24 protein-coding genes are annotated in these 24,419 nt (G+C 66.3%); 14 read left to right on the forward strand and 10 right to left on the reverse strand.

What is annotated here, in order from left to right; all coding sequences use genetic code 11:
* The first annotated feature begins 43 nt into the window (after positions 1 to 43).
* Genes pheA through F4Y45_08790 form a run of 3 tightly spaced genes read left to right on the forward strand, consistent with a single transcriptional unit; the run spans position 44 to position 2,436 of the window.
* Positions 44 to 391, forward strand: a complete 348-nt coding sequence (pheA, locus tag F4Y45_08780; protein ID MXY24601.1) for a chorismate mutase — start codon at positions 44 to 46, stop codon at positions 389 to 391.
* Between the two features lie 34 nt (positions 392 to 425).
* The gene (gene aroF, locus F4Y45_08785) at positions 426 to 1,478 is read left to right on the forward strand and encodes a 3-deoxy-7-phosphoheptulonate synthase (GenBank protein ID MXY24602.1); all 1,053 of its coding nucleotides are present in this window, start codon (positions 426 to 428) and stop codon (positions 1,476 to 1,478) included.
* 22 nt (positions 1,479 to 1,500) lie between these two features.
* Positions 1,501 to 2,436 (forward strand): prephenate dehydrogenase, encoded by a 936-nt coding sequence (locus F4Y45_08790; GenBank protein MXY24603.1) that lies wholly within the window; start codon positions 1,501 to 1,503, stop codon positions 2,434 to 2,436.
* A gap of 13 nt (positions 2,437 to 2,449) precedes the next feature.
* On the opposite strand, the gene F4Y45_08795 is transcribed toward F4Y45_08790, so the two are convergent.
* The gene (locus F4Y45_08795) at positions 2,450 to 2,872 is read right to left on the reverse strand and encodes a hypothetical protein (protein ID MXY24604.1); all 423 of its coding nucleotides are present in this window, start codon (positions 2,870 to 2,872) and stop codon (positions 2,450 to 2,452) included.
* Between the two features lie 67 nt (positions 2,873 to 2,939).
* On the opposite strand from F4Y45_08795, the gene F4Y45_08800 reads away from it, so the two are divergent.
* Together F4Y45_08800 and F4Y45_08805 are read left to right on the forward strand one after the other, a co-directional pair.
* A complete protein-coding gene (locus tag F4Y45_08800; GenBank protein MXY24605.1) occupies positions 2,940 to 4,511 on the forward strand; it encodes a leucyl aminopeptidase in 1,572 nt (523 codons plus the stop codon).
* Positions 4,511 to 4,750 (forward strand): hypothetical protein, encoded by a 240-nt coding sequence (locus F4Y45_08805; protein MXY24606.1) that lies wholly within the window; start codon positions 4,511 to 4,513, stop codon positions 4,748 to 4,750. Before F4Y45_08800 ends, F4Y45_08805 begins: the two co-directional genes overlap by 1 nt.
* A 96-nt stretch (positions 4,751 to 4,846) precedes the next feature.
* Here the strand turns inward: F4Y45_08805 and F4Y45_08810 are convergent, their stop codons facing one another.
* From F4Y45_08810 to lexA, 6 genes are all read right to left on the reverse strand, one after another.
* A complete protein-coding gene (locus F4Y45_08810; protein MXY24607.1) occupies positions 4,847 to 7,222 on the reverse strand; it encodes a hypothetical protein in 2,376 nt (791 codons plus the stop codon).
* Positions 7,223 to 7,435: 213 nt separating this feature from the next.
* A complete protein-coding gene (gene rsmA / locus F4Y45_08815) occupies positions 7,436 to 8,275 on the reverse strand; it encodes a ribosomal RNA small subunit methyltransferase A (protein ID MXY24608.1) in 840 nt (279 codons plus the stop codon).
* Positions 8,247 to 8,681, reverse strand: coding sequence for a metallopeptidase family protein (locus F4Y45_08820; GenBank protein ID MXY24609.1), 435 nt, complete (start codon positions 8,679 to 8,681; stop codon positions 8,247 to 8,249). Before F4Y45_08820 ends, rsmA begins: the two co-directional genes overlap by 29 nt.
* Entirely contained in the window at positions 8,678 to 9,352 is a 675-nt protein-coding gene (nth, locus tag F4Y45_08825) for an endonuclease III (protein MXY24610.1), read from the reverse strand. Before nth ends, F4Y45_08820 begins: the two co-directional genes overlap by 4 nt.
* Positions 9,353 to 9,380: 28 nt before the next feature.
* Positions 9,381 to 9,695, reverse strand: a complete 315-nt coding sequence (locus F4Y45_08830; protein MXY24611.1) for a DUF3467 domain-containing protein — start codon at positions 9,693 to 9,695, stop codon at positions 9,381 to 9,383.
* Between the two features lie 44 nt (positions 9,696 to 9,739).
* On the reverse strand, positions 9,740 to 10,549 hold the full coding sequence (gene lexA / locus F4Y45_08835) for a transcriptional repressor LexA (GenBank protein MXY24612.1): 810 nt from the start codon (positions 10,547 to 10,549) through the stop codon (positions 9,740 to 9,742).
* Between the two features lie 90 nt (positions 10,550 to 10,639).
* Here lexA and F4Y45_08840 point away from each other — a divergent pair, with 90 nt between their 5' ends.
* Genes F4Y45_08840 through F4Y45_08860 form a run of 5 tightly spaced genes read left to right on the forward strand, consistent with a single transcriptional unit; the run spans position 10,640 to position 15,552 of the window.
* Positions 10,640 to 11,008, forward strand: a complete 369-nt coding sequence (locus tag F4Y45_08840; GenBank protein ID MXY24613.1) for a hypothetical protein — start codon at positions 10,640 to 10,642, stop codon at positions 11,006 to 11,008.
* Positions 11,009 to 11,011: 3 nt separating this feature from the next.
* A complete protein-coding gene (recG, locus tag F4Y45_08845; GenBank protein MXY24614.1) occupies positions 11,012 to 13,210 on the forward strand; it encodes an ATP-dependent DNA helicase RecG in 2,199 nt (732 codons plus the stop codon).
* On the forward strand, positions 13,191 to 13,775 hold the full coding sequence (rsmD, locus tag F4Y45_08850; protein ID MXY24615.1) for a 16S rRNA (guanine(966)-N(2))-methyltransferase RsmD: 585 nt from the start codon (positions 13,191 to 13,193) through the stop codon (positions 13,773 to 13,775). The genes recG and rsmD overlap by 20 nt, the downstream gene beginning before the upstream one ends.
* A gap of 12 nt (positions 13,776 to 13,787) precedes the next feature.
* Positions 13,788 to 14,345 (forward strand): pantetheine-phosphate adenylyltransferase, encoded by a 558-nt coding sequence (gene coaD, locus F4Y45_08855; GenBank protein MXY24616.1) that lies wholly within the window; start codon positions 13,788 to 13,790, stop codon positions 14,343 to 14,345.
* Positions 14,346 to 14,352: 7 nt separating this feature from the next.
* On the forward strand, positions 14,353 to 15,552 hold the full coding sequence (locus F4Y45_08860; protein MXY24617.1) for a pyridoxal phosphate-dependent aminotransferase: 1,200 nt from the start codon (positions 14,353 to 14,355) through the stop codon (positions 15,550 to 15,552).
* Positions 15,553 to 15,591: 39 nt separating this feature from the next.
* On the opposite strand, the gene F4Y45_08865 is transcribed toward F4Y45_08860, so the two are convergent.
* Positions 15,592 to 17,289 carry a glycosyltransferase family 39 protein gene (locus tag F4Y45_08865; GenBank protein ID MXY24618.1) on the reverse strand — a complete coding sequence of 566 codons (1,698 nt, stop codon included), beginning with the start codon at positions 17,287 to 17,289 and terminating at the stop codon, positions 15,592 to 15,594.
* A gap of 58 nt (positions 17,290 to 17,347) precedes the next feature.
* On the opposite strand from F4Y45_08865, the gene F4Y45_08870 reads away from it, so the two are divergent.
* The 3 genes from F4Y45_08870 to F4Y45_08880 all read left to right on the forward strand — a co-directional run bounded on the left by F4Y45_08870 (position 17,348) and on the right by F4Y45_08880 (position 19,538).
* Complete coding sequence (locus F4Y45_08870; GenBank protein MXY24619.1) at positions 17,348 to 17,728, forward strand: CoA-binding protein; 381 nt, start codon at positions 17,348 to 17,350, stop codon at positions 17,726 to 17,728.
* A 344-nt stretch (positions 17,729 to 18,072) separates the two neighbouring features.
* Positions 18,073 to 19,326, forward strand: a complete 1,254-nt coding sequence (gene rho / locus F4Y45_08875) for a transcription termination factor Rho (protein MXY24620.1) — start codon at positions 18,073 to 18,075, stop codon at positions 19,324 to 19,326.
* Positions 19,323 to 19,538, forward strand: a complete 216-nt coding sequence (locus F4Y45_08880) for a CDGSH iron-sulfur domain-containing protein (GenBank protein ID MXY24621.1) — start codon at positions 19,323 to 19,325, stop codon at positions 19,536 to 19,538. Before rho ends, F4Y45_08880 begins: the two co-directional genes overlap by 4 nt.
* Positions 19,539 to 19,555: 17 nt before the next feature.
* Here F4Y45_08880 and F4Y45_08885 read toward each other — a convergent pair whose 3' ends face one another.
* Positions 19,556 to 21,754: an AAA domain-containing protein gene (locus tag F4Y45_08885; protein MXY24622.1), complete on the reverse strand. Its 2,199-nt coding sequence runs from the start codon at positions 21,752 to 21,754 to the stop codon at positions 19,556 to 19,558.
* The gene (locus F4Y45_08890) at positions 21,751 to 22,776 is read right to left on the reverse strand and encodes a DnaJ domain-containing protein (GenBank protein MXY24623.1); all 1,026 of its coding nucleotides are present in this window, start codon (positions 22,774 to 22,776) and stop codon (positions 21,751 to 21,753) included. Before F4Y45_08890 ends, F4Y45_08885 begins: the two co-directional genes overlap by 4 nt.
* 135 nt (positions 22,777 to 22,911) lie before the next feature.
* Here F4Y45_08890 and F4Y45_08895 point away from each other — a divergent pair, with 135 nt between their 5' ends.
* The gene (locus F4Y45_08895; protein ID MXY24624.1) at positions 22,912 to 24,405 is read left to right on the forward strand and encodes a sodium-dependent transporter; all 1,494 of its coding nucleotides are present in this window, start codon (positions 22,912 to 22,914) and stop codon (positions 24,403 to 24,405) included.
* Positions 24,406 to 24,419 lie beyond the last annotated feature (14 nt).

The following is a 24,419-nucleotide window of genomic DNA, read 5'->3' on the forward strand; positions in this document are numbered from 1 at the left end:
GCGACCTGGATGGACGGCGCGGGAACGCGCGGGAGCGAGACCCATGGGGGCAGACCAAAAGACAGAGACTCAGGGGGCGCCAGCGGCAGATGGCGGAAACGACATCACCACCAGCCTGGACGCCTTCCGGGGACAAATCGACCGGCTCGACGCAGAGATCGTGCGCCTGCTGAACGCGAGAGCCACCTGCGCAAACGAGATCGGCTGGCTCAAGGGTCGGGTGGGCATGGAAATCTACGATCCGGCCCGCGAGAAGGCGGTGCTCCAGCATGTCCGGCAGACGAATCCCGGCCCGCTCGACGGTGACGCGGTTGCTCGGGTCTTCGAGCGGATCATCGACGAGTCGCGCCGGATGGAGCGGCTGACAACGGAAGGACGCGAACGGCAGTAGGCACCGTTCGGAAACAGGATGAAGGAGAGAGATCATGGTTGTAGTGATGGAAGAACGGGCGTCGGAGGATCAGATCCAGCATGTCATCGCGACGCTGGTCGAGAAGGGGTTCGACGTGCACCGGTCGACCGGCGCGCTGAAGACCGTGCTCGGCGCAGTGGGCGGTAACCGGGAATTCGACTCCGCCCTTCTGCAGGTGATGGAGGGCGTGCAACAGGTACTGCGAATCACGGAGCCGTACAAGCTGGCGAGTCGAACCTTCAAGCCGGAACGGACGCTTGTCTCGATGGGCGACTTTCGCATCGGAGGCGACGAGGTGATTGTCATGGCCGGTCCCTGCTCGGCAGAGACGGAAGAGCAGGTGGAGGCATCAGCCACGGCCGTCGCCGGTGCCGGCGCCAAGATGTTGCGCGGCGGCGCCTTCAAGCCTCGCAGCTCGCCCTACAGCTTCCAGGGCCTCGGCGAGGATGGCCTCAAGATGATGCGCGCGGCATGCGACCGGCACCACCTGAAGCTCGTCACCGAGGTCATGGACGTCAGCCAGATCGACCTCGTGGAGCGCTACGCGGACATGTTGCAGGTCGGAGCCCGCAACATGCAGAACTACTCTCTGTTGCGGGAACTGGGTCGCCGACGGACGCCGATCCTCCTGAAACGGGGCATCTCCGCCACTATCGAAGAATGGCTCCTGTCGTCGGAGTACATTCTGTCGGGCGGCAACACCGACGTGGTGTTGTGCGAGCGGGGAATCCGGACCTTTGAGACGTACACGCGGAACACCCTCGACATCTCCGCCGTGCCCGTGATCCACAAGCTGAGCCATCTGCCGATCGTCGCGGATCCGAGCCATGGCACGGGACTGCGAAACAAGGTGGCGCCCATGGCTCGGGCCGCCGTCGCGGCAGGCGCCGACGGGCTGATCATCGAGGTGCATCCCGACCCGGACCATGCCAAGAGCGACGGGGCGCAGTCGATGTTCCCGGAGCAGTTCGACCGCCTGATGGCGGAACTGCGGATCATTGCGCCGGCCATCGGCAGGAGCATCTGCGTCGAGCCGGCCGCGCGCCGCGTCCCGGCGAGGGCGTGACACGGATCCGGACCGCCAGACGATGTCAGACGACGCGCGCCGCCTCCCCGTCGTGCAACCAGGGCGGGCCGGGACGATCCCGGCCACCGGCGACCCGCCGATCTTCGACAAGGTAGCCATCGTCGGCTTCGGGCTGATTGGTGGCTCCATCGCACTCGCCGCACGCCAACTCTGGCCTGCGGGTTTCGTTATCGGAGTCGACGACAAGGCGGTTCTCGAGCGCGCCATGGTCCGCCACGCGATTGACGTGGCGGCAGACGACCCGGTCGTGATGGCCGAGGCGGATCTCGTGATCCTGGCGGCGCCGGTCCGTGACAACCTGACGATCCTGGCCGACCTTGAACAGCACGTTTCCGGGCACGCCGTCGTCACCGACGTCGGCAGCGCCAAGCGGGACATCGTCTCGGCGGCACGCGCCCTGCCGACGCGCCTCACTTTCATCGGCGGACATCCGCTTGGCGGCGCGCCTCGGAGCGGGTTCGATCAGGCGCGCCCAGACCTCTTTCAGACTCGCCCCTGGCTCTTCACGCCGACGGACGATCATCACCCCGAGGCGCTCGACCGCCTCCGACGATTCGTCACCGCGCTCGGCGCGACACCGCACGTCGTCACCGCGGAGGCGCACGATCGGCTGATGGCATTCCTCAGCCACCTCCCGCAACTGGCGGCCAGTGCGCTAATGCACGTGGTGGGTGAGGAGATCGGAGCGGAGGGGCTTTCGCTGAGTGGTAGAGGGTTGTCCGATACGACGCGCCTCGCGTCGAGTCCGGCCGACATATGGCGGGACATCTGTGCAACGAACGAAGACGAAATCCACGTCGCACTCGATCGGCTTATTGCCGAACTGGAGACTATCCGCGATGGTCTCTCCGACGGAGGCGCGATAGACCGCGTGTTCGAGTCGGCCGCGGCGTGGCGCGAGGTGATGGCGGCAGGTTCCCGGACGGCGGGTCGCTGAACGCGCCGGACTTCTACCGGAAGCGCTGGCCGCGCACCTCAATGCGGGTTCGGGCCGAGATCAGCACGTCGTCCTGCCGCTTCAGGTGCAGCCGCACTTCGTACCGCCCGGGGTAGTCGAAGGTGTGGCGGACGGAGAAGCGCCGCCGGATCTCGCTCACGCCCGCCTCGAACGGATCGCAGTCAGGCGTGTTCTCCGAGATCGTGTCATCCCCCCAGTCCCATTCGATGGTGGGGCAGTAGAGTTCCTCGTTGTCGTCAGGTCCTCCCCGCAGTTCCCCAACGAAGAGAATGTCGTTGCCTGCGAACGCCACCCGCGGCGTTGCGCGGAGCCGAAGGTCCGCGTCGTCATCCTCATCCTGAGCGACAGGTGTCACGGCGCCGATGCTGCCCGCAAGCGCGAGCGCAAACATGAAGGTGAGCAGTCGGTAAGCCATGTTTCATTCTACTCCGGCCGGGGCTCGAACAGGCCGGAATTCGCGCGCCGCCGATATAATTGTGCCGATGCCCCGCACGCTCACGCCGGACGTGACCGCCGGCGCGTCCCTTCCGGCTGCAACCGATGCGGACGTGGTGGCCATTCCGATTCTGGGCGCTCCAGACGCCGATTCGCTGGATGACCTTCCCGGACTTGACGGCGCGGCGGACGGCGCGATCGCCCGGGCACGCACGTCGGGCGAATTCCGCGCGAAGCGGCATGAGACGTTCGTCGTGCATCTTCGGAATGACGCCTGGAGGACGTCGCGCGTCGTCCTGGTGGGCGCACCGGCAGCGAAGGCCGGCACGGTAGATGCCAACTCCGGCGATACGGATCGCTTGCGCGACGCCGCGGCTGTCGTGGGACGTCTCACGCGCGCGCGGCGTTTCTCGCGCGTGGCGTTCGTCTGCCGTGGTCCGGGCGACCGGCAGGAGTTGGCGCGGGCCGCGGCGGAAGGCCTGGTCCTTGGCGGCTATTGCGACACCCGCTACAAGACCGATGCCGACGTCATGGGGAATGGGCGCTCTGGCAATTCCGGCGACAACCCATACGCCTGCACGGTTCTCCAGCCGGATGGAACGCACACGGAGGCAATGGGAGACGCGGTCCGGCGCGGCGTGGCCCTGGGAGATGCAACCAACGTGGCGCGTCGTCTCGCAAACGAACCATCCAACATACTGACGCCCCGCGTCTTCGCCCGGGAGGCGGTCGAAGCGGTCGACGGCGCCGGCATCCATACGGAGGTGCTCGACGAGCGCGCAATCGCGAACTTAGGGATGGGGCTATTCCTCGGCGTCGCCCAGGGAAGTCGCGAACCGCCCCGTCTCCTCGTGATGCGCCATGACCCTCCCGGCGCCCCGCCGTCACCGCTGCTTGCCCTCATCGGCAAAGGAGTTACCTTCGACAGCGGCGGCATCTCGATCAAGCCGGCGGGCGGCATGGAGTGGATGAAGAGCGATATGGCGGGCGGAGCAGCCGTGATCGGTGCGATGCGCGCAATCGGCCAGCTCGGCGCCCGGCGCCGAGTGCTAGGTGTAGTTCCCATGACCGAGAACATGCCCGGTGGACGCGCGATCCGTCCGGGTGACATCCTGACCGGAGCCAGCGGTACGACGGTCGAGGTAATAAACACGGATGCCGAGGGGCGTCTGATCCTGGGCGACGCGATCTGGTACGCGCGCCAGCAGGGTGCTACCCACCTGGTTGATGTCGCAACCCTGACCGGCGCCTGCGTGATTGCGCTAGGCCATGCCACGAGTGGACTCTTCGGGCGGCCCAAAGCCTGGTCCGCGACCGTACGCAGCGCGGCTGCGCGCGCGGGCGAGGCGGTCTGGCCGATGCCGCTTTACGAGGAGTACCGGGAACAGCTACGGTCGGAGATGGCCGACCTCATGAACGTCGGCGGACGATCGGCGGGCGCCTGCACCGCCGCATCGTTCCTCGAGGCCTTCACTGACGGTTTGCCCTGGGCCCATCTCGACATCGCGGGCACCGCCTGGCACGAGAAACCCCGCGACGAAGCGGCGGCCGGCGCGACAGGCGTGATGGTCCGGACACTCGCGACTCTGGCGAACGACAACGGCTCCTGGGAGGCATGATGCTCGCGCAGCCAATGACCCCGGCTGTCTACGAGGTGGTGGAGCAGACGACGGAGCAGACCACGGTCGTTGACGTCCTGCTCGGGACTTTCGCCTTCGTCGGTGTGCTCGGCCTGGTAGCCGTGCTGCTTGGACTCGCGATGGCGGGCGGTCTGATCCTGCTCAACAAGGACCGCGGCGATCCGGCGTCTGGAGGCACCGGCGCTACACGCCTTGGTCTTGACACCACGAACCGGTAGACAGGCTGATCTCGACGTCCCGTCGGGTGACCGGACAAGGCAGGAACACCTCGTCCCGTCGCCGGGAGCTTGGCGCCGGCGCACCCACAGGGCGCGCTAGCGCAGGTGGGCGTCGATTTCCTCGAAGTAGTCCGGCTTGACGAGCACTTCGCGCGGCTTGCCGGCCGTGCCGGCCGAGACGAGACCGTCCGCCTCCATCATGTCGACAAGCCGGGCCGCCCGACTGAATCCGATCCGGAGTCTCCGCTGCAGATAGGAAATGGACGCCTGTCCGCTCGAGACCACGATACGGGCCGCCTGATCGAACAGATCGTCCCGCTCGATCGGCACCGCATCCGGCGCGGCCTCGTCTTCGGTGATCGATTCGTCGTAGCCCGGTCCGCCCTGCTTTCGAAGAAAACTGCAGAAACGGGCAGTCTCGCGCTCCGAGATGTACGGGCCGTGCAGCCGCACGCTACGTGACGTAGCAGGCGCCAGGAAGAGCATGTCTCCCTTTCCGAGCAACTGCTCCGCGCCGTTCGCATCAAGGATGGTCCGCGAGTCGATCTTCGACGACACGCGGAAGGCGATTCGCGAGGGGAAGTTCGCCTTGATCAGACCCGTGATGACATCGACCGACGGCCGCTGCGTCGCCAGGATCAGGTGGATACCGACCGCGCGCGCCATCTGCGCCAGGCGGGCAATCGACTCCTCGACGTCCTTGCTCGCCACCATCATCAGGTCGGCCAGTTCGTCGATCGCCAGCACCAGGTAGGGAAGCGGCCTGGGAAGTCCATCCTCTTCTTCCTCTTCCCCCGGCTTCGGCCCGGCGGGATTCTTCTCCTCCGCTTCCGCGCGGAGCAGGCGGACGTTGCGGTTGTACTGGTCGATGTTCCGAACACCCTCCGCGGCAAGCTGCTTGTAGCGTTCCTCCATCTCCCGAACCGCCCAGCGAAGCGCGTTGTTCGCCTGTTTGGGTTCGACGACAACCGGCGTCAGCAGGTGGGGGATGGCGGCGTACATTCCGAGCTCAAGCCGCTTCGGATCGATCAGAATCAGGCGGACATCATCGGGAGTTGCACGGTAGAGGATGCTGGTCAGCATCGCGTTGAGCGACACCGACTTGCCCGTGCCCGTCGCGCCCGCTATCAACAGATGGGGCATCGTCGCGAGGTCTGAGACGACCGGCTCGCCATGGATGGTCTTGCCAAGCACCAGCGTCAGCTTCGATGTCGAACGCTGGTACGGTTCGGATTCCAGCATCTCGCGAAGGGAGATCTGGTCGCGCACGGGATTCGGAATCTGAATGCCGACGGTGTTCTTCCCCGGAATCCTCTCGATTAGGACCGACTCGGCCTCCATCGCCAGGCAGAGGTCGTCCGCCAGGCCTGTCACCTTGCTGTACTTCACGCCTGGATTCGGACTGAATTCGAAAGTAGTGACGACCGGCCCGGGCTGAATCTGCGACACGGCTCCATCGACAGCAAACTCGCCGCACTTCTGCTCAAGCAGCCGAGCGCCTTCCATCAACCGGCGTTCGTCCACTTTCTGGGCCCGCTTCGGAGCGTCGAGCAGCGTGATCGGTGGATTCGTAAAGTCGCCGCCCCGCAGCCCGACCGGACGCTCCGTTTCCAGCGGCAAGCGCGGCTCCGCAACCGGCGCCCGCTTCTTCGACGCCTTGATCTTCGGCGGTGGCGAGAGCGTGATTGCGCCGGCCGGCTCGCCGCTGACAGGCGGCGCCTCGGCAACCGGAGGGTCGTCCACTTCCTCCGACGCGCGCTCGCGCCGTGCCTCCGCCCCGGTTTCGCTCCTTGCCAGGATCTCCATTCGGGCGGTGGAGGCGCCCGTCTTTGCCAGGTGCTTGTTCACCACGTCCCTGCGCTGACGCGCCTTGGCCCGTTCCGTCCGCCATCGGTGAATCCGCCCGCTAATGCTCCGGGCCGTGCGCGCGGCGAACCGGCCGCCGTGGGTGAATCCGTGACCGAGCGATGCCTGCGTCGACAGGATGATCGAGAGGCAAAGCAACGTCAGGACCACCACCAGAGACCCGGCGTGGTTGAAATAGTCGGCCATGCCGGTGGCAATCAGCCCACCGAGGATGCCGCCGGCATCAAACGACCGGCCCGTCGTCTCCGGCGAACCGAGCGAGAGGCTGAGAAACGCCGCCGTGCAGATGAACAACAAGCCCACACCGGCCAGTCTCATGTAACCGGCACTGATGGGACGGCACCAGAAGGCATGCCAGCCTAGCGCTCCCAGTGTCACGGGAACGAGTACCGCCGCAAAACCGAACACCTGGTGGGACACTTCCGCCAGGAACGCCCCAACCTGTCCGCCCAGGTTCGTGGCCTGCGTCTGCCCGCCCGTCTTGAAGAACCAGACGGGGTCCGCCGCTTCATAGGTCGCAATGGCAATCAGCCAGAACAGAGCCAGCCCGAACAGGGCAACACCCGTGCACTCGCTTATGCGTCGCGACAGAACGTCTCCAGACACGATGTGATCTCCATTCGACAGTCGGCGGACGCACCCGCCGAACGGGTCTACCACAATCTATCGGCACGACCGGGCGTTCAGATCAAGCGCAGGCTGCTGGGAAGGCCTGCGAAGGCGAGACGCGCTGCACGCAAGTGTAGCACGCGCGGTGGAAACACCCTCAGCACGCCATGCGGGCGTGTCAGCCCGCGCGCCTCAAGCCAACGCTACCCGTCATCCGCCCGCGGTGACCAGCGCCGCGTCCAGAGCCATCAGCTCGATGAGGGACAGAGTGCCAGGCCGCCGTGCCGGGTCAATGCCGGCCGCCCGGCAAATCCCGGCCGGATCCCGGTTCGCAGGATCTTCCGCCGGCAGCAGGGCATTCACGAGCTGCTTGCGCCGTCGCGTGAAGAGCCGCCGGACGAATGCGTCGAACCGAGCAGGATCGGGCGGCCCACACGGCAGGTCGCGGAACCTGAGGGTCACCACCGTGGAGCGGACCTTGGGCGGCGGACGGAACGCGCGCGGCGGAAGCTGCAGCACGCAACGCGCCGTGGCGTGAAGCATGGTCAGAATCGCAAGCGGACCATAGTCGCGCATTCCGGGCTCCGCCACCACTCGTTCCGCCACTTCGCGTTGCAGCATAAGAACGGCATCGCGGAATCCTGCGGCACGCGCGCTCCGAAGCATCATTGTGAGAATCGGCGAGGAGATCGAGTAGGGGAGGTTGCCAGCTATCCGCAGCGTTGCGTCGGCTGGCCCATGGTTCCGCAGGCGACGCGCCCATTCCCTTAGATCGTCAGCCAGAATGTCCTGCTCGACGATCTCGACGGTGTCGGGGACACGCTCCTGCAACCCGCGTGCTAGCGCTGGATCGCGTTCGACCGCCACGATCCTGGCCGCGCGAGCCGCCAGTGGCAGGGTCAGCGCACCGTGCCCGGGACCGATCTCCAGAATGTGTTCGTGAGCCTCCGGCGCTACCGTATCGATCACTCTCGCGACCCAGCCAGGTTCCAGGAAATGCTGGCCCAGGCGCCGGCGACGGCTACCGGTCGCTTGTATCTTCCGCTTCATCTGGATCGAGTCCGCGCGCTTCGAACCACTGGTCCCGCCAGAGCGCTTCCGCTTCGTCAATCTCCTCCTCGCTCAGACCGAAGTGGTGGCCGAACTCGTGGATCACCGTCTCGACAATCATGTCGCGCACAGCATCCTCGTCTTCGGCATCCACCAGGATCGGCTCCCGGAAGATGGTGATGCGATCCGGCAACATGCCGCTCATGCTCCATTCACGTTCCGTTAACGGCGTTCCTTCGTAAAGCCCGTACAGCGTGTCGGGAGGCGTAATGTCGAGCTCGGCGAGCGTCTCCGCAGACGGACGGTCCTCCACCACCAGCACCACGTTCTCCATCAACTCGCGCAACTCTTCGGGGATACGCCGCTGCGCGTCGGACACCAGCTCTCCAAACCGCGCGCTGGTCATCGATGCCCCGCCGCCTGCCGCCCGTCTCGTTCGACCATCGTCGGGTTTGCGGCGTACGCGCAATCCGAACGGGCGCCGCAACGGTCACAGAGCGGTCTAGGCCTGCAGATCCTCCGCCCGTGCAGGATGAACGAATCCGACGCGACGGTCCACTTGGTGCGCGGAAGGAGCCGGCAGAGCGCCGTCTCGGCGGCGACCGGATCGTCGGTCGCGATAAGACCGAGCCGGCGCGTGACGCGCAACACGTGCCGATCAACCGGGAAGCCCGGGATTCCGAACGCATGCCCGAGGACCACGTTGGCGGTCTTGCGGCCGACACCCGGCAGCCCGACGAGATCGTCCATGGAGGGCGGAACATCCCCGCCATGGCGTTTGACGAGCGCGCCCGCCATGCCAAGCAGCGCGCGTGTCTTCGACCGGAAGAAGCCGGTGGTCCGGATGAGCCGCTCGATTGTCTCAGGTCGCGCACGAGCGAGCGCCGACGCGTCCGGGTAGCGCCGGAACAGCGCCGGCGTCACCTCGTTTACCCGCGCGTCCGTGCACTGAGCCGACAGGATCGTCGCCGTCAACAGCTCGAACGGCGTCGCGTAGCGCAACTCCGTATCAGCTCCAGGATGGAGTCGCTCCAGCGCTCGCAGGATGCGTCGCGCGACTGTCTTCGACACCCGCACCGGCGCCTCAGAGGCGCCCGCCTGCTTCTCAGTGGACGGCATCGCGGGGCGGCGTCACTTTGGGTGGCGACTCGCTGAAGTTGCGCAGATGGTTCTGCAGCGCCGCAATCAGGTTGGGGATGAACTGCGCCGGCACGACAATCTGCGCGCGAACCGGCGCCCGAAGCTGCCGATTCGTCTCGGCCCGCCGCACGTCGCTCTCGGTTGGCGGTTGAACTTCACAGAAAGTAAGCGTGAAATCATACGGCGTGTGAGAAAGCGCGCAAAAGTTCGAGTAGAAACGGGGCGCGTCACCCGGTTCGCCCGGCACGACGGTGAAGTTGATTTGCTTGCGTTCAGCCATAGTTCTCCTGCGTCTGATGAAGTCGCCAATGCGACAGATGGTGGTCAGTATGTTCGCATGACACCAATGACGACCCCTTGCACCTGCACGCGCCCGGCGTCGACTGCGCTGGCCCCGACGGCAGGAGTCGCCGCTCCCAGGTGAATACGCTGGCCCCGCTGGCGGAAACCGCGCACCGTCACCGCCTTCCTGTCGATGAGGGCCAATACGAGGTCGCCATTCCTTACGCCTTTTCGCTCAGCGATGATGACGATGTCCCCGTGGCGAATCTGCTCCTCGAGCAACGTGTCGCCCCTCACGGCGAGCGCATAGAGATCGCTCTCGCGGGCGAGATCTTCCGGTACTGCCACCGTCTCTCGTGGGAGCACAGCGTCTATCGGCATACCGGCCGCCAGGTAACCAAGCAGTGGGACATCGACCGCGCGCGCGCCGGTCCGCGCCGGTAGCAACGTGATCGCTCGACTCCGGTTCCAGGACCGCTTGATGAATCCCTTGTCCTCCAGATTCGTCAGGTGTTTGTGCACGGTGGCGAGCGAGGAGAGGCCGAAGCGCTGGCCAATCTCCTCCAGACTCGGCGGGCGGCCCTCCCGGTCGATGCACTCCCGCAGGAAGTCGAGGATTTGTCGTTGCCGACGTGTCAGAGCCGGTTGCACGAGGGTCTCCGGTCGGAGTGTATCCCACCGCGCGGCGGCGGTTCGGCAGCGTGGTACAGTGAGAGCGTGCCGTGGCTGATGGCCATCGCGGTAGGGGCGGCAATCGCGAGCGCCGGTCAGACTGGGACGCTCAGCGCGGCGGACGGGCGGGCGGTCGAAGAGGCGCTCGACCAGATCCTTCTCAACGCGGCGACGGAACATACGACGGGCCGGCCACGAACGGTAGCGATCGCCGAGCGTTCCCTCAATGCGTGGTTCCGCTTTCAGGGAGCCGATGGCTTCCCCCCCGGCGTGACCGACCCGGAGCTCGCGTTCGAGGGGGCGGGCCGCCTGATCGCTCGCGCGACGGTCAACCTCGACGATCTTCACGCGGAAGAATCGGAGCGCGGCCTTTTCGACCCCCTTCGTTATCTGAGCGGTCAGTTGCCAGTCACTGCGGTTGGGCTCGTGCGGGCGCAGGACCGGACCATCCGTGTCGACATCGAATCGGTTGAAGTGGGCTCGGTGTCCGTGCCCGCCACCCTGGTCCACGAGCTCGTCCGGTACTACACCCGTTCCGACAGCCAGCCCGATGGCATCGATCTGACCGACACGTTCGACCTGCCGTACAGCATCGAGGCGGTCCGCATCGAGCCGCGCCAGGTGGTGGTGGTGCAATAGCGCGTGACCACGTCAGCAGCCGGCGTTGCTGCGGCGGCAGGCGCGCCGGCCCCGGTCGGGGCGGCCGCTCCGTCCCGCGGCTCGCTCGATGCGCCGGTGTCGGCTCTCCATGGCGTCGGGCCACGCCGTCTCGCAGACCTTGAAGCGGTCGGCATACGGACTATCGAGGACCTGCTGCTGTCACTGCCGCGCCGGTACGAAGACCGGGCGCCCGTCCGTTCGATCGCCACCCTCGAGCGGGGCACATCCGCTACCGTTGCCGGTCGCGTCGTTTCCTGCCGGCTGCGACGAACCCGGCGGCCGGGATTCACCCTCGTCGAAGTGACCATCGAGGACGACACAGGCCGAGCACGTGCCACATTCATGAACCAGACGCACATGGCCAGCTTCTTTCGGCCAGGACGACGCGTGGCGCTGCATGGCTTGTACGACCGCGGCCGAGGCGGCCTGGAGTTCACCAACCCCGACCACGAACCCCTCACGGACGCAACGGAAGGAACGGACGATGAGGACGAGGCGCCATACGGCAGCGGCAAGACTCCGGAGCCGGACAGTCTCCATACCGGACGAATCGTCCCTGTATATCCCGCAGCAGGGACGTGCACATCGAGAATGCGACGGCGATGGGCTCATGACGCGTTGGCGCGTCTGCCATCGAAGCCCGGAGACGACGCGCCATCCGATCCCCTGCCGGAGGAGATCCGGCGCAGGCACGGCTTCCCGCCGCGTGACGAGGCGCTGCGGTCGGCTCACTTCCCACCGGCCGGGACGTCGCTCGAGACGCTGAATGCGTTTCGGACACCGGCACAACAGCGGCTGGTCTACGAGGAGTTCTTCGAGTTCCAGGTCGACCTCGTGCGCCGACGGCGCCTTGCGGCCCGACGGGCCTCGTCCCGCCCCCTGCTGATCGATGATCGGATCCGCCGGGCGGCACGCGAGCTCCTGCCGTTCCGGTTGACCGGCGATCAGCGGACCGCGCTCGCGTCGATTGCCGACGACCTGCGAAGTTCCGCGCCGATGCGGCGCCTGCTGCAGGGCGACGTCGGTTCGGGAAAGACGATCGTCGCAGTGCTCGCGGCCCTGATTGCCATGGAGAACGGACGCCAGGTGGCGCTGATGTCACCCACGGAGGTGCTCGCCGAGCAGCAGTACGCCAACGTGGCGCGCCTGCTGGCGCCCTCGCATTTCTCTCCGCTCCTGCTTACCGGAGCGCTCACGCCCACCGCCCGGCGCGAGGCGGCGGCCAACATCGCGAACGGTAGTACGCGGTTCGTGGTAGGGACACACGCGCTGGTCCAGGACGAAGTCGCGTTCCGCGACCTGAGCCTCGGCATCGTCGACGAGCAACATCGCTTTGGCGTCATGCAGCGCGCAGCGCTTGCCGCGAAGGGGTTCCATCCGAACCTGCTCGTCATGACCGCAACACCGATCCCGCGCACGCTTGCGATGTCGGCGTACGGAGATCTCGATGTTTCGGAGCTGCGCGAGCGTCCACCGGGACGCCAGTCCGTCACGACCCACGTTTGGACGATGTCACGTCGCAACGAGGCTTACGAACGGGTGCGGGCCGAACTGAGTTCGGGCCGCCAGGCCTTCGTGGTCCATCCGCTGGTCGACGAATCGGAAACGCTCGACCTGCGGGGCGCAACCGCGCTTGCGAGGGAACTGGACACTATCGTCTTTCCGAAGCACCGGGTCGGCCTGGTCCACGGCGGACTTCCTTCGGTCGGTCGTCAGGAGACGATGACCGCCTTCAGCGCGGGCGCCATCGACGTTCTTGTCGCAACCACCGTGGTTGAGGTAGGCGTCGACGTGCCGAACGCGACGATCATGGTGATTGAGCAGGCTGAGCGGTTCGGCCTCGCACAACTGCATCAGTTGCGTGGCCGTGTCGGACGAGGCGAAGCTGCGTCCACATGCATTCTGCTGCATGCACCGGAGGCGGGCGAGCGGGCGCTGGCCCGTCTGGAGGTGCTCGCCGAAACCTCTGACGGCTTTGCGATCGCCGAGCGCGACCTGGAATTGCGCGGCCCGGGCGATCTCCTTGGTACGCGCCAGTCAGGCCTGCCGTTCTTTCGTATTGGCGATGTCGTCCGCGATCATCGCCTGATGGCAGACGCCCACCAAGCCGCCGCGGCGTGGGTCGCGGCGGCCGGCGCCGGGAAAGCCGGAGCGCCACCCGATGCGGATCATCTCGGGTGAGCTGAGGGGGCGCCGCCTCCGGACTCCCAGGTGGCCCGGACTGCGCCCGACTTCCGATCGATTACGCGAGACGCTCTTCGCCATCCTCGGGCACGGCGTCACAGGCGCCACCGTGCTCGACGGATGCGCCGGGACGGGAGCCATCGGACTCGAAGCGATCAGCCGGGGCGCTGCTTCCGTCACGTTCGTTGAGAGCGACCGCCGCGCCACGGCGCTCATTAGGACGAATCTGGAACAGTGCGGCGTCGCCTCCCGAGGGCGAATCATCCATGGCGCGCTGCCGGCCGCGCTCGACCGTGTCGAGCAGCCGGCCGCCTTCGATCTGGTCCTGCTGGACCCGCCGTACGGGTTTGATGACGGGGCCGTCAGTGCGATACTCTCCGCACTCACCCGGCGGACGGCGCCGGGGGGCTTGCTGGTGATTGAGCGGCCACGGCGCCGTGAACCGCTCGCGATGGAAGCGGAGGGGAACATCGCGCTGATCCACACGCGCCGCATCAGGGCAGGTGACAGCGCCCTGGACGTTTACCGGCGCGGCGCGCCGGACTCGGCCACCGACGAGTGACCGCAAGCGAACATGGCACCTGAAACACGAGACGACATCGCCGCGACAGCGAGCGACTCGCGGCGGCGGCCCCGGCTCGCCGTCTATCCCGGCTCGTTCGATCCGCTCACGAACGGCCATGTCGACATCATTCAGCGGGGCGCACGCCTCTTTGATCGCATCGTCATAGCGATCCTCGTCAACCTCGACAAGTCGCCCCTCTTCTCGATCGACGAACGCGTGGAGATCGCCCGCGAGGTGTTCCGCGATCAGCCGGCCGTCGAGGTAGAGACGTTCAATGGCCTGCTGGTGGACTATGCGGAGCGGCGTGGTGCCGACGTGATCGTACGGGGGTTGCGCGCCATTTCGGACTTCGAGTACGAGATGCAGATGGCCCTGATGAACCGGCACCTGCGCCAGTCGATCGAGACGGTCTTCATGATGCCGGATGAGCGCTACACGTATCTCAGCTCCCGCCTCGCACGCGAGGTGTTCGCCCTCGGCGGATCCATCTCCGGACTCGTGCCGCAGGTGGTCGAGCAGCGGCTCCGGCAGAAGGTGGGACCGGTGACGCCCGGCGTCCGGACGTAGAACGACCATGACCACCGCCACCAGGCAACGCCTTGCGCGCCGCCTCGACCGCGTCGCGCCGTCCGCCACCCAACTCGTGCTCCAGGCCGCGTCTCAGTTGCGCCGCGATGGTGTGGACGTGGTCGACCTGGGAGCTGGCGAGCCCGATTTCCCCACTCCGGAACCGATCCGCGCCGCCGGCATTGCAGCAATCAACGAGGGTTTCACGAAATACACGCCGAGCCGCGGCATCCCGGAACTGCGCGAAGCCATCTGTGACCGCTACCGCGCGGACTATGGCGTAACGTACCACCCGGACGAGGTCATCGTCACCGCCGGCGGAAAGCAGGGGCTCTTCAACGTCGCGCTGGCGCTCTGTGATCCGGGCGACGAGGTCGTGACTCACGCGCCGTACTGGCCGTCGATAGTGGAGCAGATCAAGCTGGCCGAAGCGGAGCCGGTCATTGTTCGGACGTCGGCGGAGCAGGACTTCACGGTGACCGCCGACGGGATTCTGGAGGCAGTGACACCGCGGACGCGCGCCATCATCATCAACTCGCCGGGCAACCCGACGGGGGCGCTGATCGCCGAATCGGAACTCGAGGCGATTGCACGCGAGACAGCTGAGGCCGGAATCTGGCTGGTGATCGATCTCTGTTACGAACGGCTTGTCTACGACGACGTTCCGCACAACCTGGCGAAGGTGACCGCCGAATATGCGCGCGACCGGACGGTCCTGGTGGGCAGCGCATCGAAGAGCTGGTCGATGACCGGATGGCGTTGCGGCTGGGCAGTCGGACCGAGGGAGCTCATCAAGGCGGCCGACGTCGTACAGGGCCATGCCACGACGAACGTCTCGTCGATTACGCAGCGCGCCGCTCTCGCCGCCCTGACTGGCCCGGATGACGACGTGCGGGCGATGCTCGGCGAGTACCGCGCGCGGCGCGATCGACTGATCGCCTGGATGGCGGACGAGCCACGCTACCGCGTCGTGCCCCCGGCCGGCGCGTTCTATCTCTTTCCGGATATCTCGGAGCTGCTGGCACCGAACGGCATCCGAACATCGGCGGAGTTCGCCTTGCGCCTGCTCGACGAGGCGCACGTGGCGCTGACGCCGGGAGAGGCCTTCGACGCCCCCGGATTCCTGCGACTGTCGTACGCGACGTCCATCGACCGGCTCGCCGAGGGCGCCGAGCGGCTGAAGAGATTCGCAGGCGGCCTTGGCTGATCCGCACGTCCCCGCCCACCCGCCAGGTCCTGGAAGTTCCTAGCGATTGGCGATCAGAAGTACGGTCAGGACGTAGCGGTCCGGATCGGGGTCCAGGAACGTCCGAAGGTTGAAGTTGCCGGTGTTGACGTAGGGAACGCCGGCGATACGGGCGAACGGTACGCCCCGCAGCGCAAGCGCCTCCGCGTCGTCGGAACGGAGAACGACAAGGACCCGCTCGGGGGAGCGGAGGAAATCGCGCACCGCCTCAAGGCTCACGAGTTCGGTGTGTGGCGTACCGACGTAATAGACCAGGTTCCGATCGAAGACGCGGTAACGCCCGTACGGTTCGTCCGCCTGTCGTGCTTCCGCCACGAGGGAGGCCATCCGCTCGACCGGAGCGGGTCCCGGTCCCGCCAGCACCATGGTGCGGGTTGCCGCGGCGGTGACTACCACCGCAGCCGCGATCGCAACCGGCACGGCCCGAAGGTAGCGGGACTTCCATGCGGCCCAGAGCGTGACCGTGGCCGCGATGCCGCCTACCATCGCGATAGCGTCGGCGACCCCACCAACCACCACACCCGGCCGCTGAATCAGAAGAGCACGCGCGTACCAGACGGACGCTCCGATCAGCGCAACGACGATACCCGCCGCAACCCCGCCAGCGACGAAGAGGCGCCGGTCGGTTCTTGTTGCATCGGCCTGCATCGCCTGGGTCAGCGCACGGCCGATCAGGACGGCGAGCGGAACCAGCATGGGCAGGATGTAGCGGGGCTGCTTGCCGACCGACAGCGTGTAAAAGAGCAACGGCACCGCAGCCCAGGCAACGAGGCGCACCGCGCGCGTGTCGAACTCCCTGCGGTTCCAGGCTCGTCGCAGCGCCGGGATCCAGAGCGTCATGAAGGGAGTCCAGGGAAGCATGCCCCCCGCAACGATAGGGACGTAGTACCAGATCGGACGCGGATCGTTGTACCGATCGGTCGCGAATCGATCGAAGTTCTCGGCGAAGAAGAAGCGATCGAGGTACGCGGAGCCGTGCCCGATCGCCATCGCGCCGTACCAGGGCAGGGCGAGCAGAAAGAAGAGCGCCGCCGCAAGCAACACATCCACCGTCCGCGCCCGCCAGAGAGCGCCGCCGCGCCACCAGTCGAAGGCGGCGGCAGGAACGACCGCCAGGGCCACCAGCACCGGGCCGACCGGCCCTTTCACGAGGAACGCACCGGCTGCGGCGACACCTGCAACGACCAGCCATGCGCGCCGATGGCGGCCGTCAGCGGCAGCGCCACCGTCGTGCGCGGTTTCCTCCAGCAATCCGACCAGCGATGCCCACGTGGAGAGCGCAATCAGGAACGCGAGCGGCAGGTCGGGCAGCGACTGGTGCGCCATGGCGACCGCGGCGAAGCAGGTCGCTGCCACCACACCGGCCATGAGCGCCGTCGGCGCGCCGTAGTACCGCCGCGCGCACGCCCAGGCAACGAACACCAGACCGAAGCCGGCCAGGGCCGACGGCAAACGCGCCGCCCCGGGAGAGACCCCGGCGATCTGATAAGCGGCGGCGGCAAGCCAGTAGTAGAGAACCGGCTTCTCGAAGCGGGGCTGACCGTTGAAGTACGGTGTCAGCCAGTCGTTCCGTTCGACCATCTCACGGGCGCTCTCGGCGTAGAACGCTTCGTCCGAGTCAGTGAGCGCCGGTTGCCCCAGGCCGACGAGGAACGTCAGCCCGCAAAGGCCGACGAGAATGGCCGCGTGACGGAACACCGCAGCGGATTATATGTCTCCGCTTGCCGTCCGGCGGCGGAGTTGACACACTCGACGCATGCGTATCGCAGTGGTAGGCGCGTCGACCGATCGGCGCAAGTACGGCAACAAGGCCGTCCGGGCACTGCTCGCCCAAGGGCACGACGTGGCGGCGGTGAATCCCGGACGCGCGGCGGCAGGGGAGTCTATCGAGGGGGTGCCGGCGCATGCCTCGCTTCGCGACGTGCCGGGCACGATCGACATTGCGACCTTCTACGTGCCTCCGGCGGTGGGGGAACTCCTGCTCGACGATGTCGTGGCGCGAGAGATTCGCCAGATATGGTTGAACCCGGGCGCCGAGAGTGACGCGTTGATGGCCCGAGCCCGTGAACTAGGCCTTGAGACGCGTCTCCAGTGCAGCATCCTCGCGGTGGGCGATTCGCCCGCGAACTACAACTAGCACGCCTTTCACGGGCGGGCGCGCAAGCTCCTGGCCCGGGGGCGGCGGGCGCGGCGGCGACTTGACAATGGTCCCGCGCGTTCCTATGCTACGTGGCAACCTGCTGCCGGAATTCTCGCGGGCAGCACTTTCCTGAACATTCTGGCCCCTGCGGCCGATTCACCACACCAATCGTCACCCCGGAGGTTTATCCGAGCATGGCCGACAAGAAGAACGCATCCACCGGAACTGTCGCCGTCCCCCCGTCAGACGAGCCGGTGCCGGTCGACGCCGAGCCGGGCGACGTTGAAGCCGAGGCCGAACCACACAGCAAGCCGCGCGGCAAGGGGAGAGGGAAGCCGGCCCTGAAGATTGCCGACCTGAAGGAGATGGGCATCACGCCCCTTACCAAGGTGGCCCAGGATCTTCACGTGCCGGGGGCTACCGGCATGCGGAAGCAGGAGCTCATCTTCCAGATCCTCAAGGCGCAAACCGAACAGAGCGGGTTCATCTTCTCGGAAGGCGTACTGGAGGTTCTGCCCGACGGCTTCGGCTTCCTTCGGGCGCCGGATTACAACTACCTGCCCGGCCCGGACGATATCTATGTCTCCCCATCGCAGATCCGAAAGTTCGACCTGCAGACGGGCGATACCGTCTCCGGACAGATCCGCCCACCGAAGGAGGGTGAGCGTTACTTCGCCCTGATCAAGGTGGAGGCAGTCAACTTCGAATCTCCGGATCAGGCACGCGAGAAGATCTTCTTCGAGAATCTGACGCCGCTCTATCCGCTGGAGCGCGTCCGGCTGGAGACCGCCGCCGACAATCTTTCGGCTCGCGTCATGGACCTGATGACGCCGATCGGCAAGGGGCAGCGGGGCCTGATCGTCGCCGCGCCGCGAACCGGCAAGACGATGCTCCTGCAAAACATCGCGCAGTCGATCGCCAGGAACCACTCGGAGGTGTACCTCATTGTTCTCCTCATCGACGAGCGGCCTGAAGAAGTGACCGACATGCAGCGATCGGTCGATGGCGAGGTGATCTCGTCAACCTTCGACGAGCCGGCGCAGCGCCACGTCCAGGTGGCCGAGATGGTGATCGAGAAGGCCAAGCGCCTGGTCGAGCACAAGAAGGACGTCTTTATCGTGCTCGATTCCATCACGCGCCTTGCCCGCGCCTACAACACGGTGATCCCGCCCTCCGGCAAGGTGTTGTCGGGCGGTCTCGATTCCAACGCCCTGCAGAAGCCGAAGCGGTTCTTCGGGGCGGCGCGCAACATCGAGGAGGGCGGCTCGCTCACCATCATGGCGACCGCCCTGGTCGACACCGGATCCCGCATGGACGATGTCATCTTCGAGGAATTCAAGGGGACCGGCAACATGGAGATCCACCTCGACCGCAAACTGGTCGACAAGCGCGTCTTCCCGGCGATTGACATACAGAAGAGCGGGACCCGGAAGGAGGAGCTGTTGCTCAGCCGAGAGGACCTGAACCGCGTCTGGGTGCTCCGCAAGGTCCTCCACCCGCTCCTGTCGGTAGAAGCGATGGAACTGCTGCTCGACAAGATGAGCAAGACCAAGTCGAACGCCGACTTCCTGGCGTCGATGCAACGGATGGGATGACTGCCATGCCGACTACGATCAGACTGCGCGACAACGGGCCTTGCCTTGTCGACGGTGACGACATCACCGTCGTGGACGCGGAAGGAAACCGGTACGAGATCGCCAGGCGGCCCTTTTCCCTTTGCCGCTGCGGACACTCGGAAAACAAGCCGTTCTGTGACGGCTCGCACCGAGGAGCAGGCTTCACGTCGGCACCGCGCGCCGGCTCGTAGTCCGCCCGCCGGGGCTGCTATGCCTCGGTTGCCTCGGCCATCTTGGCCGACACGGCGAACGACAACCCATCACCCCCGGCGTCCACTACAACCGTATCGCCTTCGCTGAACTCGCCCCTTAGCAGACGTTCGGCGAGTGGATCGAGCACGCGACGCTGCATCGTACGCCGCAGGGGGCGCGCGCCGTAGGCGGCGTCGTAGCCTTCGGCGACCAGATGCTCGGTTGCCGCGTCGGTCAGCTTCACGGTAACCCGGCGATCTGCCAGGCGGCGTCCGAGTGATGCCAGCTGCATGGCAGCAATCTGCCTGAGATGCGCACGGCCGAGTGCGTGAAAGACGATAATCTCGTCGATGCGGTTCAGGAACTCCGGCCTGAAGTGCGCACGCATCACCTCGTCGATTTGACGGCGCGTTCCCGCGTCCAGATCAACGTCGCCCCCCGAGGCCAGGCCGCTGCGTTCGGCGATCAGCTCGCTCCCCAGGTTGGATGTCATGATGACGACCACGTTCCGGAAATCGACGGTTCGTCCCTGCCCATCGGTCAACCGCCCGTCGTCAAGAAGCTGCAGCAGGACGTTCAGCACATCGGCATGCGCCTTCTCCACCTCGTCGAACAACACCACGGCGTACGGCCGCCGACGGACCGCTTCCGTCAGCTGGCCCGCTTCGTCGTAGCCGACATACCCGGGCGGCGCGCCGACGAGGCGCGAGACGGCGTGTTTCTCCAGGTACTCCGACATGTCGATCCGGATCAGAGCCCGTTCGTCATCGAAGAGGAACTCGGCGAGAGCACGTGCCAACTCGGTCTTTCCGACGCCGGTCGGACCCAGGAAGATGAAGCTGCCGAGCGGGCGGTTCGGGTCCTGCAGACCGGCCCGCGCGCGCCGAACCGCGTTCGCCACCGCGACAATGGCGTCGTCCTGACCGACCACCCGCTCGCGCAGGCGTTCTTCCATCCTGATCAGCTTCTCGACTTCTCCTTCCACTAGCTTGCTGACGGGAATGTGCGTCCACTTGCTGACGACCGCCGCGATATCCTCCTCGTCGACCTCTTCCTTCAGCATCCGCGGCGCCTCTCCGTCGCCTGGGTCGTCGCGACTTGACGCCAGCCTCTGTTCGAGTTCCGGGATGCGTCCGTACTGCAGTTCCGATGCGCGCGCGTAGTCCCCCTCGCGCTGGGCGCGCTCCACCTCCAGACGGAGGCCTTCGAGTTCCTCCTGCAGCTTGCGATCACCCTGAATCTGCGCCTTCTCCCGTTCCCACTGCACCCGCAGCCGCTTCCGTTCCTCCTTCAAGCCAGCCAGCTCCGTCTCAAGCCGGCCGAGGCGCGTCTTCGACGAGGTATCGGTCTCCTTGCGGAGGGCTTCACGCTCGATCTCGAGCTGCATCAGGCGCCTTTCCACCTCGTCGAGTTCGACGGGCAGCGAGTCGATCTCCATCCGGAGCTTCGACGCCGCCTCGTCAATCAGATCGATCGCCTTGTCCGGCAGGAATCGGTCACTGATGTACCGGTTCGACAGGACGGCCGCAGAAACAAGCGCCGCGTCCTTGAACCGGACGCCGTGATGGATCTCGTAGCGCTCACGCAGGCCACGCAGGATGCTGACCGTGTCCTGGACGGTCGGCTCGGCCACCATGACCGGCTGAAACCGGCGCTCCAGAGCGGCGTCCTTTTCGATGTACTGGCGGTACTCGTTGAGCGTCGTTGCGCCGATCGTGTGGAGCTCGCCGCGCGCGAGCAACGGCTTCAGCATGTTCGACGCATCGATGGCCCCTTCGGCCGCGCCGGCACCCACGACCGTGTGCAACTCATCGATGAAGAGAACGATGCGCCCTTCGGCGTCGGTGATCTCCTTCAGCACGGCCTTGAGACGCTCCTCGAACTCGCCGCGGTACTTCGCTCCCGCGATGAGAGCCCCCATGTCGAGCGCCGCCAGCCGCTTGTCCTTGAGTCCTTCGGGCACATCGCCTCGGACAATCCGCTGCGCCAATCCCTCGACGATGGCGGTCTTGCCAACTCCCGGATCACCGATCAGGACGGGGTTGTTCTTGGTTCGGCGCGACAGCACCTGGATCGCGCGGCGGATCTCCTCGTCTCGACCAATCACCGGGTCGAGCTTCCCGCCACGCGCCAGTTCAGTCAGGTCGCGTGCGTACCGCTCCAACGCCGGTTGCTGCTGTCCGTCCTCCGGCGGCGGTCGTCCGTGTCCGTTCATGATGGATCGTCAAGCAAACGGGCCAGCGACTCGAACTGTTTCCGCGCTTCCGGCGAGAGACTGCGGGGAAGCTTGACGTGCGCCGTTGCGTATTGATCCCCACGGTCACCGCCATTCCCGAGCGAGGGCATGCCCTGGCCACGGATTCGGAAGACCTGCCCCTCCTGCGTGCCGGCTGGCACCTTCAAGCGAACCCTCCGGCCCTCTATCGTCGGCACCTCCACCTCGCCACCCAGCACGGCGGTGGCTAGCGGCATCGCCGCACGCATGTAGAGGTCGCGGCCCTTCCGGGTGTAGATGGGGTGGGGCACGACCTGCACGCGGAGGTACAGGTCGCCCGCTGCGGCGCCGCCCGTCCCCTTGCCTCCCTTGCCTGTGACGCGGACGCGCGAGCCTGTGTCGACGCCCGCCGGGATCCGGACATCTACCGTGCGCTCTCCGGTATCGCCGCCCAGCCTCAGGCGCTGCGTCACGCCGCCAAACGCCTGCTCGAGGGTCAGCTCCGTCGCGTACTCCGCGTCACGCCCCTTCCGGGCGCGTGTCCGCTCCGCGTCGCCTGGGACAGCCCCGCGAGACTGGTCCGTCTCGCCTCCGAAGAACGCCTGGAAAAAGTCGGAGAAAGGACGCCCCTGGCCGCGGCCCGTACTGGCGGCGCCCCCAATCCCGCCGAACAGCTCTCGCAGTTCCTCCTCGGAGATGGACCGGAATCCGCCGCTGCCACCGGTCGTCGTCCAGCGGAAGCCACCCGGTCCTCTACCGGCGAACGGATTCTGGCCCGCCGCGCGGGCGCGCTCGTATTCCTTCCAGTTGGCGCCCAGCTCGTCGTACTTCTTCCGCGTGTCGGCGTTCCCCAACACTTCGTACGCTTCGTTCACCGCCTTGAAGCGGCGCTCCGCCTCCGAATCGTTCTGATTCACATCGGGGTGGTACTTCCGCGCCAGTTTCCGGAACGCTCTCTTGATGGCGTCCTGGGATGCCGATCGATCAACCCCGAGGGTCTTGTAGTAGTCCCTGAATTCCATTCCCCGTCGTCTCGATTCCAGTATAGAGGGGCAACCCCGGCTGGTGGCGAGGCTCGAGTCGAAGCAGGCGGGAATGCTCCCGGGGACTGCTACACTTCAGCGAGCCATCCGACACGGCCCGCTGGCCCGCACGCGATGCCGACCCAGACCAGCACCACCGGCTCCGACTTCTTCACTTCCCGCTGGGGTGTCATCGTCGCCGGTATCGGCATGGCGGTCGGTGCGGGCAACCTCTGGCGCTTTCCCCGTATCGCGGCGGAGAATGGCGGCGGCGCGTTCCTGATTCCCTGGCTCATCTTCCTCTTCGCGTGGTCGATTCCGCTCCTGATCGCCGAATTCGGCCTTGGACGCGGCGCGCGGCGCGGACCAATCGGAGCGTTCGCCGCCCTGGTAGGTCGCCATACCGCCTGGATGGGCGGTTTCGTCGTCGTCACCACCGTGATGATCATGTTCTACTACTCGGTCGTCACCGGGTGGGCGCTCAAGTACTTCACGGCGTCACTTGCCGGCGACCTTGCCTCCGGCGCCGACCCCGGAGCCTACTGGGAGACCTACAGCAACTCCATCTGGCAACCGATCCTGTTCCACGTCGCCGCCATTGCCGCCGCCGGCACCGTCGTGGCGCGTGGCGTTACGCGCGGTATCGAGCGCGCAAACCGGATTCTGATTCCGACGCTCTTTGTCCTGCTGTTGCTCGCGGTGACACGCGCGGTAACGCTGCCGGGAGCGGAGGAGGGGTTGCGCTATCTCTTCGTTCCGGATCTGGCCCGCCTCGCCGACTATCGCACATGGCTCGAGGCGCTGACGCAGTCCGCCTGGTCGACCGGGGCCGGTTGGGGACTGCTGCTCAGCTACGCCGTCTACGTTCGGTGCGACGACGACGTGGTAACAAACGCCGTATCGATCGGCCTGGGTAACAACCTGGCGTCGATCCTCGCGGCCATGGCGATTCTGCCGGCGGTCTTCGCCATCCTGCCGACCGCCGAAGCACTCGATGCGATGGCGGCTGGAAACACCGGACTGTCGTTTATCTGGATCCCGCAGGTATTCGCACTAATGCCGGCCGGGGAGGTCTTCCTGCCGCTTTTCTTTCTCACGCTTTTCTTCGCGGCGCTCTCCTCCTTGATCGCGATGGTCGAACTGGCGGTTCGCGTGCTGCTGGATGGCGGACTGCCGCGCAAGCGGGCCGTCAGCCTGGTAGTAGCGGCCGCCGCCGTCTGCGGGATGCCTTCGGCGGCAAGCCTGCAGGTATTCGACAATCAGGACTGGGTCTGGGGACTTGCGCTGATGGTTAGCGGGGTGTTCATTGCGGTCGCCGTAATCCGCTATGGAGCGGAGCGGTTTCGCACGGACCTGGTCAACACGAACAGCACGGGCCGCCGCGCCGGCTCACTCTGGAGCTGGGTGCTGACCTGGCTCGTGCCCATCGAGTTCGTGGTGATGTTTGCCTGGTGGATGTACCAGTCGGCGACCGTGTACGACCCGGAGGGGTGGTGGCACCCGATCCGCGTCCTCAGCATCGGCACCTGCGTCGCGCAATGGGGGATTGCGCTGACCATTCTCTGGCTCGGCAACCGCAGTCTGGCCGAACGTAGCCTTGCCGCGCCCCATCGGGGCGAAGCGGTATAATCGTGCTCGATCTT

This window comes from Acidobacteriota bacterium, from assembly GCA_009838525.1.
Classification (GTDB): domain Bacteria; phylum Acidobacteriota; class Vicinamibacteria; order Vicinamibacterales; family UBA8438; genus VXRJ01.

Excerpts from the sequence above, each read along its gene's own strand:
- pheA (MXY24601.1), top strand. The coding sequence starts at position 44 with ATGGGGGCAGACCAAAAGACAGAGACTCAGGGGGCGCCAGCGGCAGAT.
- aroF (MXY24602.1), top strand. The coding sequence starts at position 426 with ATGGTTGTAGTGATGGAAGAACGGGCGTCGGAGGATCAGATCCAGCAT.
- F4Y45_08790 (MXY24603.1), top strand. The coding sequence starts at position 1,501 with ATGTCAGACGACGCGCGCCGCCTCCCCGTCGTGCAACCAGGGCGGGCC.
- F4Y45_08795 (MXY24604.1), bottom strand. The coding sequence starts at position 2,872 with ATGGCTTACCGACTGCTCACCTTCATGTTTGCGCTCGCGCTTGCGGGC.
- F4Y45_08800 (MXY24605.1), top strand. The coding sequence starts at position 2,940 with ATGCCCCGCACGCTCACGCCGGACGTGACCGCCGGCGCGTCCCTTCCG.
- F4Y45_08805 (MXY24606.1), top strand. The coding sequence starts at position 4,511 with ATGCTCGCGCAGCCAATGACCCCGGCTGTCTACGAGGTGGTGGAGCAG.
- rsmA (MXY24608.1), bottom strand. The coding sequence starts at position 8,275 with ATGAAGCGGAAGATACAAGCGACCGGTAGCCGTCGCCGGCGCCTGGGC.
- F4Y45_08820 (MXY24609.1), bottom strand. The coding sequence starts at position 8,681 with ATGACCAGCGCGCGGTTTGGAGAGCTGGTGTCCGACGCGCAGCGGCGT.
- F4Y45_08830 (MXY24611.1), bottom strand. The coding sequence starts at position 9,695 with ATGGCTGAACGCAAGCAAATCAACTTCACCGTCGTGCCGGGCGAACCG.
- lexA (MXY24612.1), bottom strand. The coding sequence starts at position 10,549 with ATGTTCCGTCGCCGCGTTGAGAAGGATCTGGTCGAGCGCCTCTTCGAC.
- rsmD (MXY24615.1), top strand. The coding sequence starts at position 13,191 with ATGCGGATCATCTCGGGTGAGCTGAGGGGGCGCCGCCTCCGGACTCCC.
- coaD (MXY24616.1), top strand. The coding sequence starts at position 13,788 with ATGGCACCTGAAACACGAGACGACATCGCCGCGACAGCGAGCGACTCG.
- F4Y45_08860 (MXY24617.1), top strand. The coding sequence starts at position 14,353 with ATGACCACCGCCACCAGGCAACGCCTTGCGCGCCGCCTCGACCGCGTC.
- F4Y45_08870 (MXY24619.1), top strand. The coding sequence starts at position 17,348 with ATGCGTATCGCAGTGGTAGGCGCGTCGACCGATCGGCGCAAGTACGGC.
- F4Y45_08880 (MXY24621.1), top strand. The coding sequence starts at position 19,323 with ATGACTGCCATGCCGACTACGATCAGACTGCGCGACAACGGGCCTTGC.
- F4Y45_08885 (MXY24622.1), bottom strand. The coding sequence starts at position 21,754 with ATGAACGGACACGGACGACCGCCGCCGGAGGACGGACAGCAGCAACCG.
- F4Y45_08890 (MXY24623.1), bottom strand. The coding sequence starts at position 22,776 with ATGGAATTCAGGGACTACTACAAGACCCTCGGGGTTGATCGATCGGCA.
- F4Y45_08895 (MXY24624.1), top strand. The coding sequence starts at position 22,912 with ATGCCGACCCAGACCAGCACCACCGGCTCCGACTTCTTCACTTCCCGC.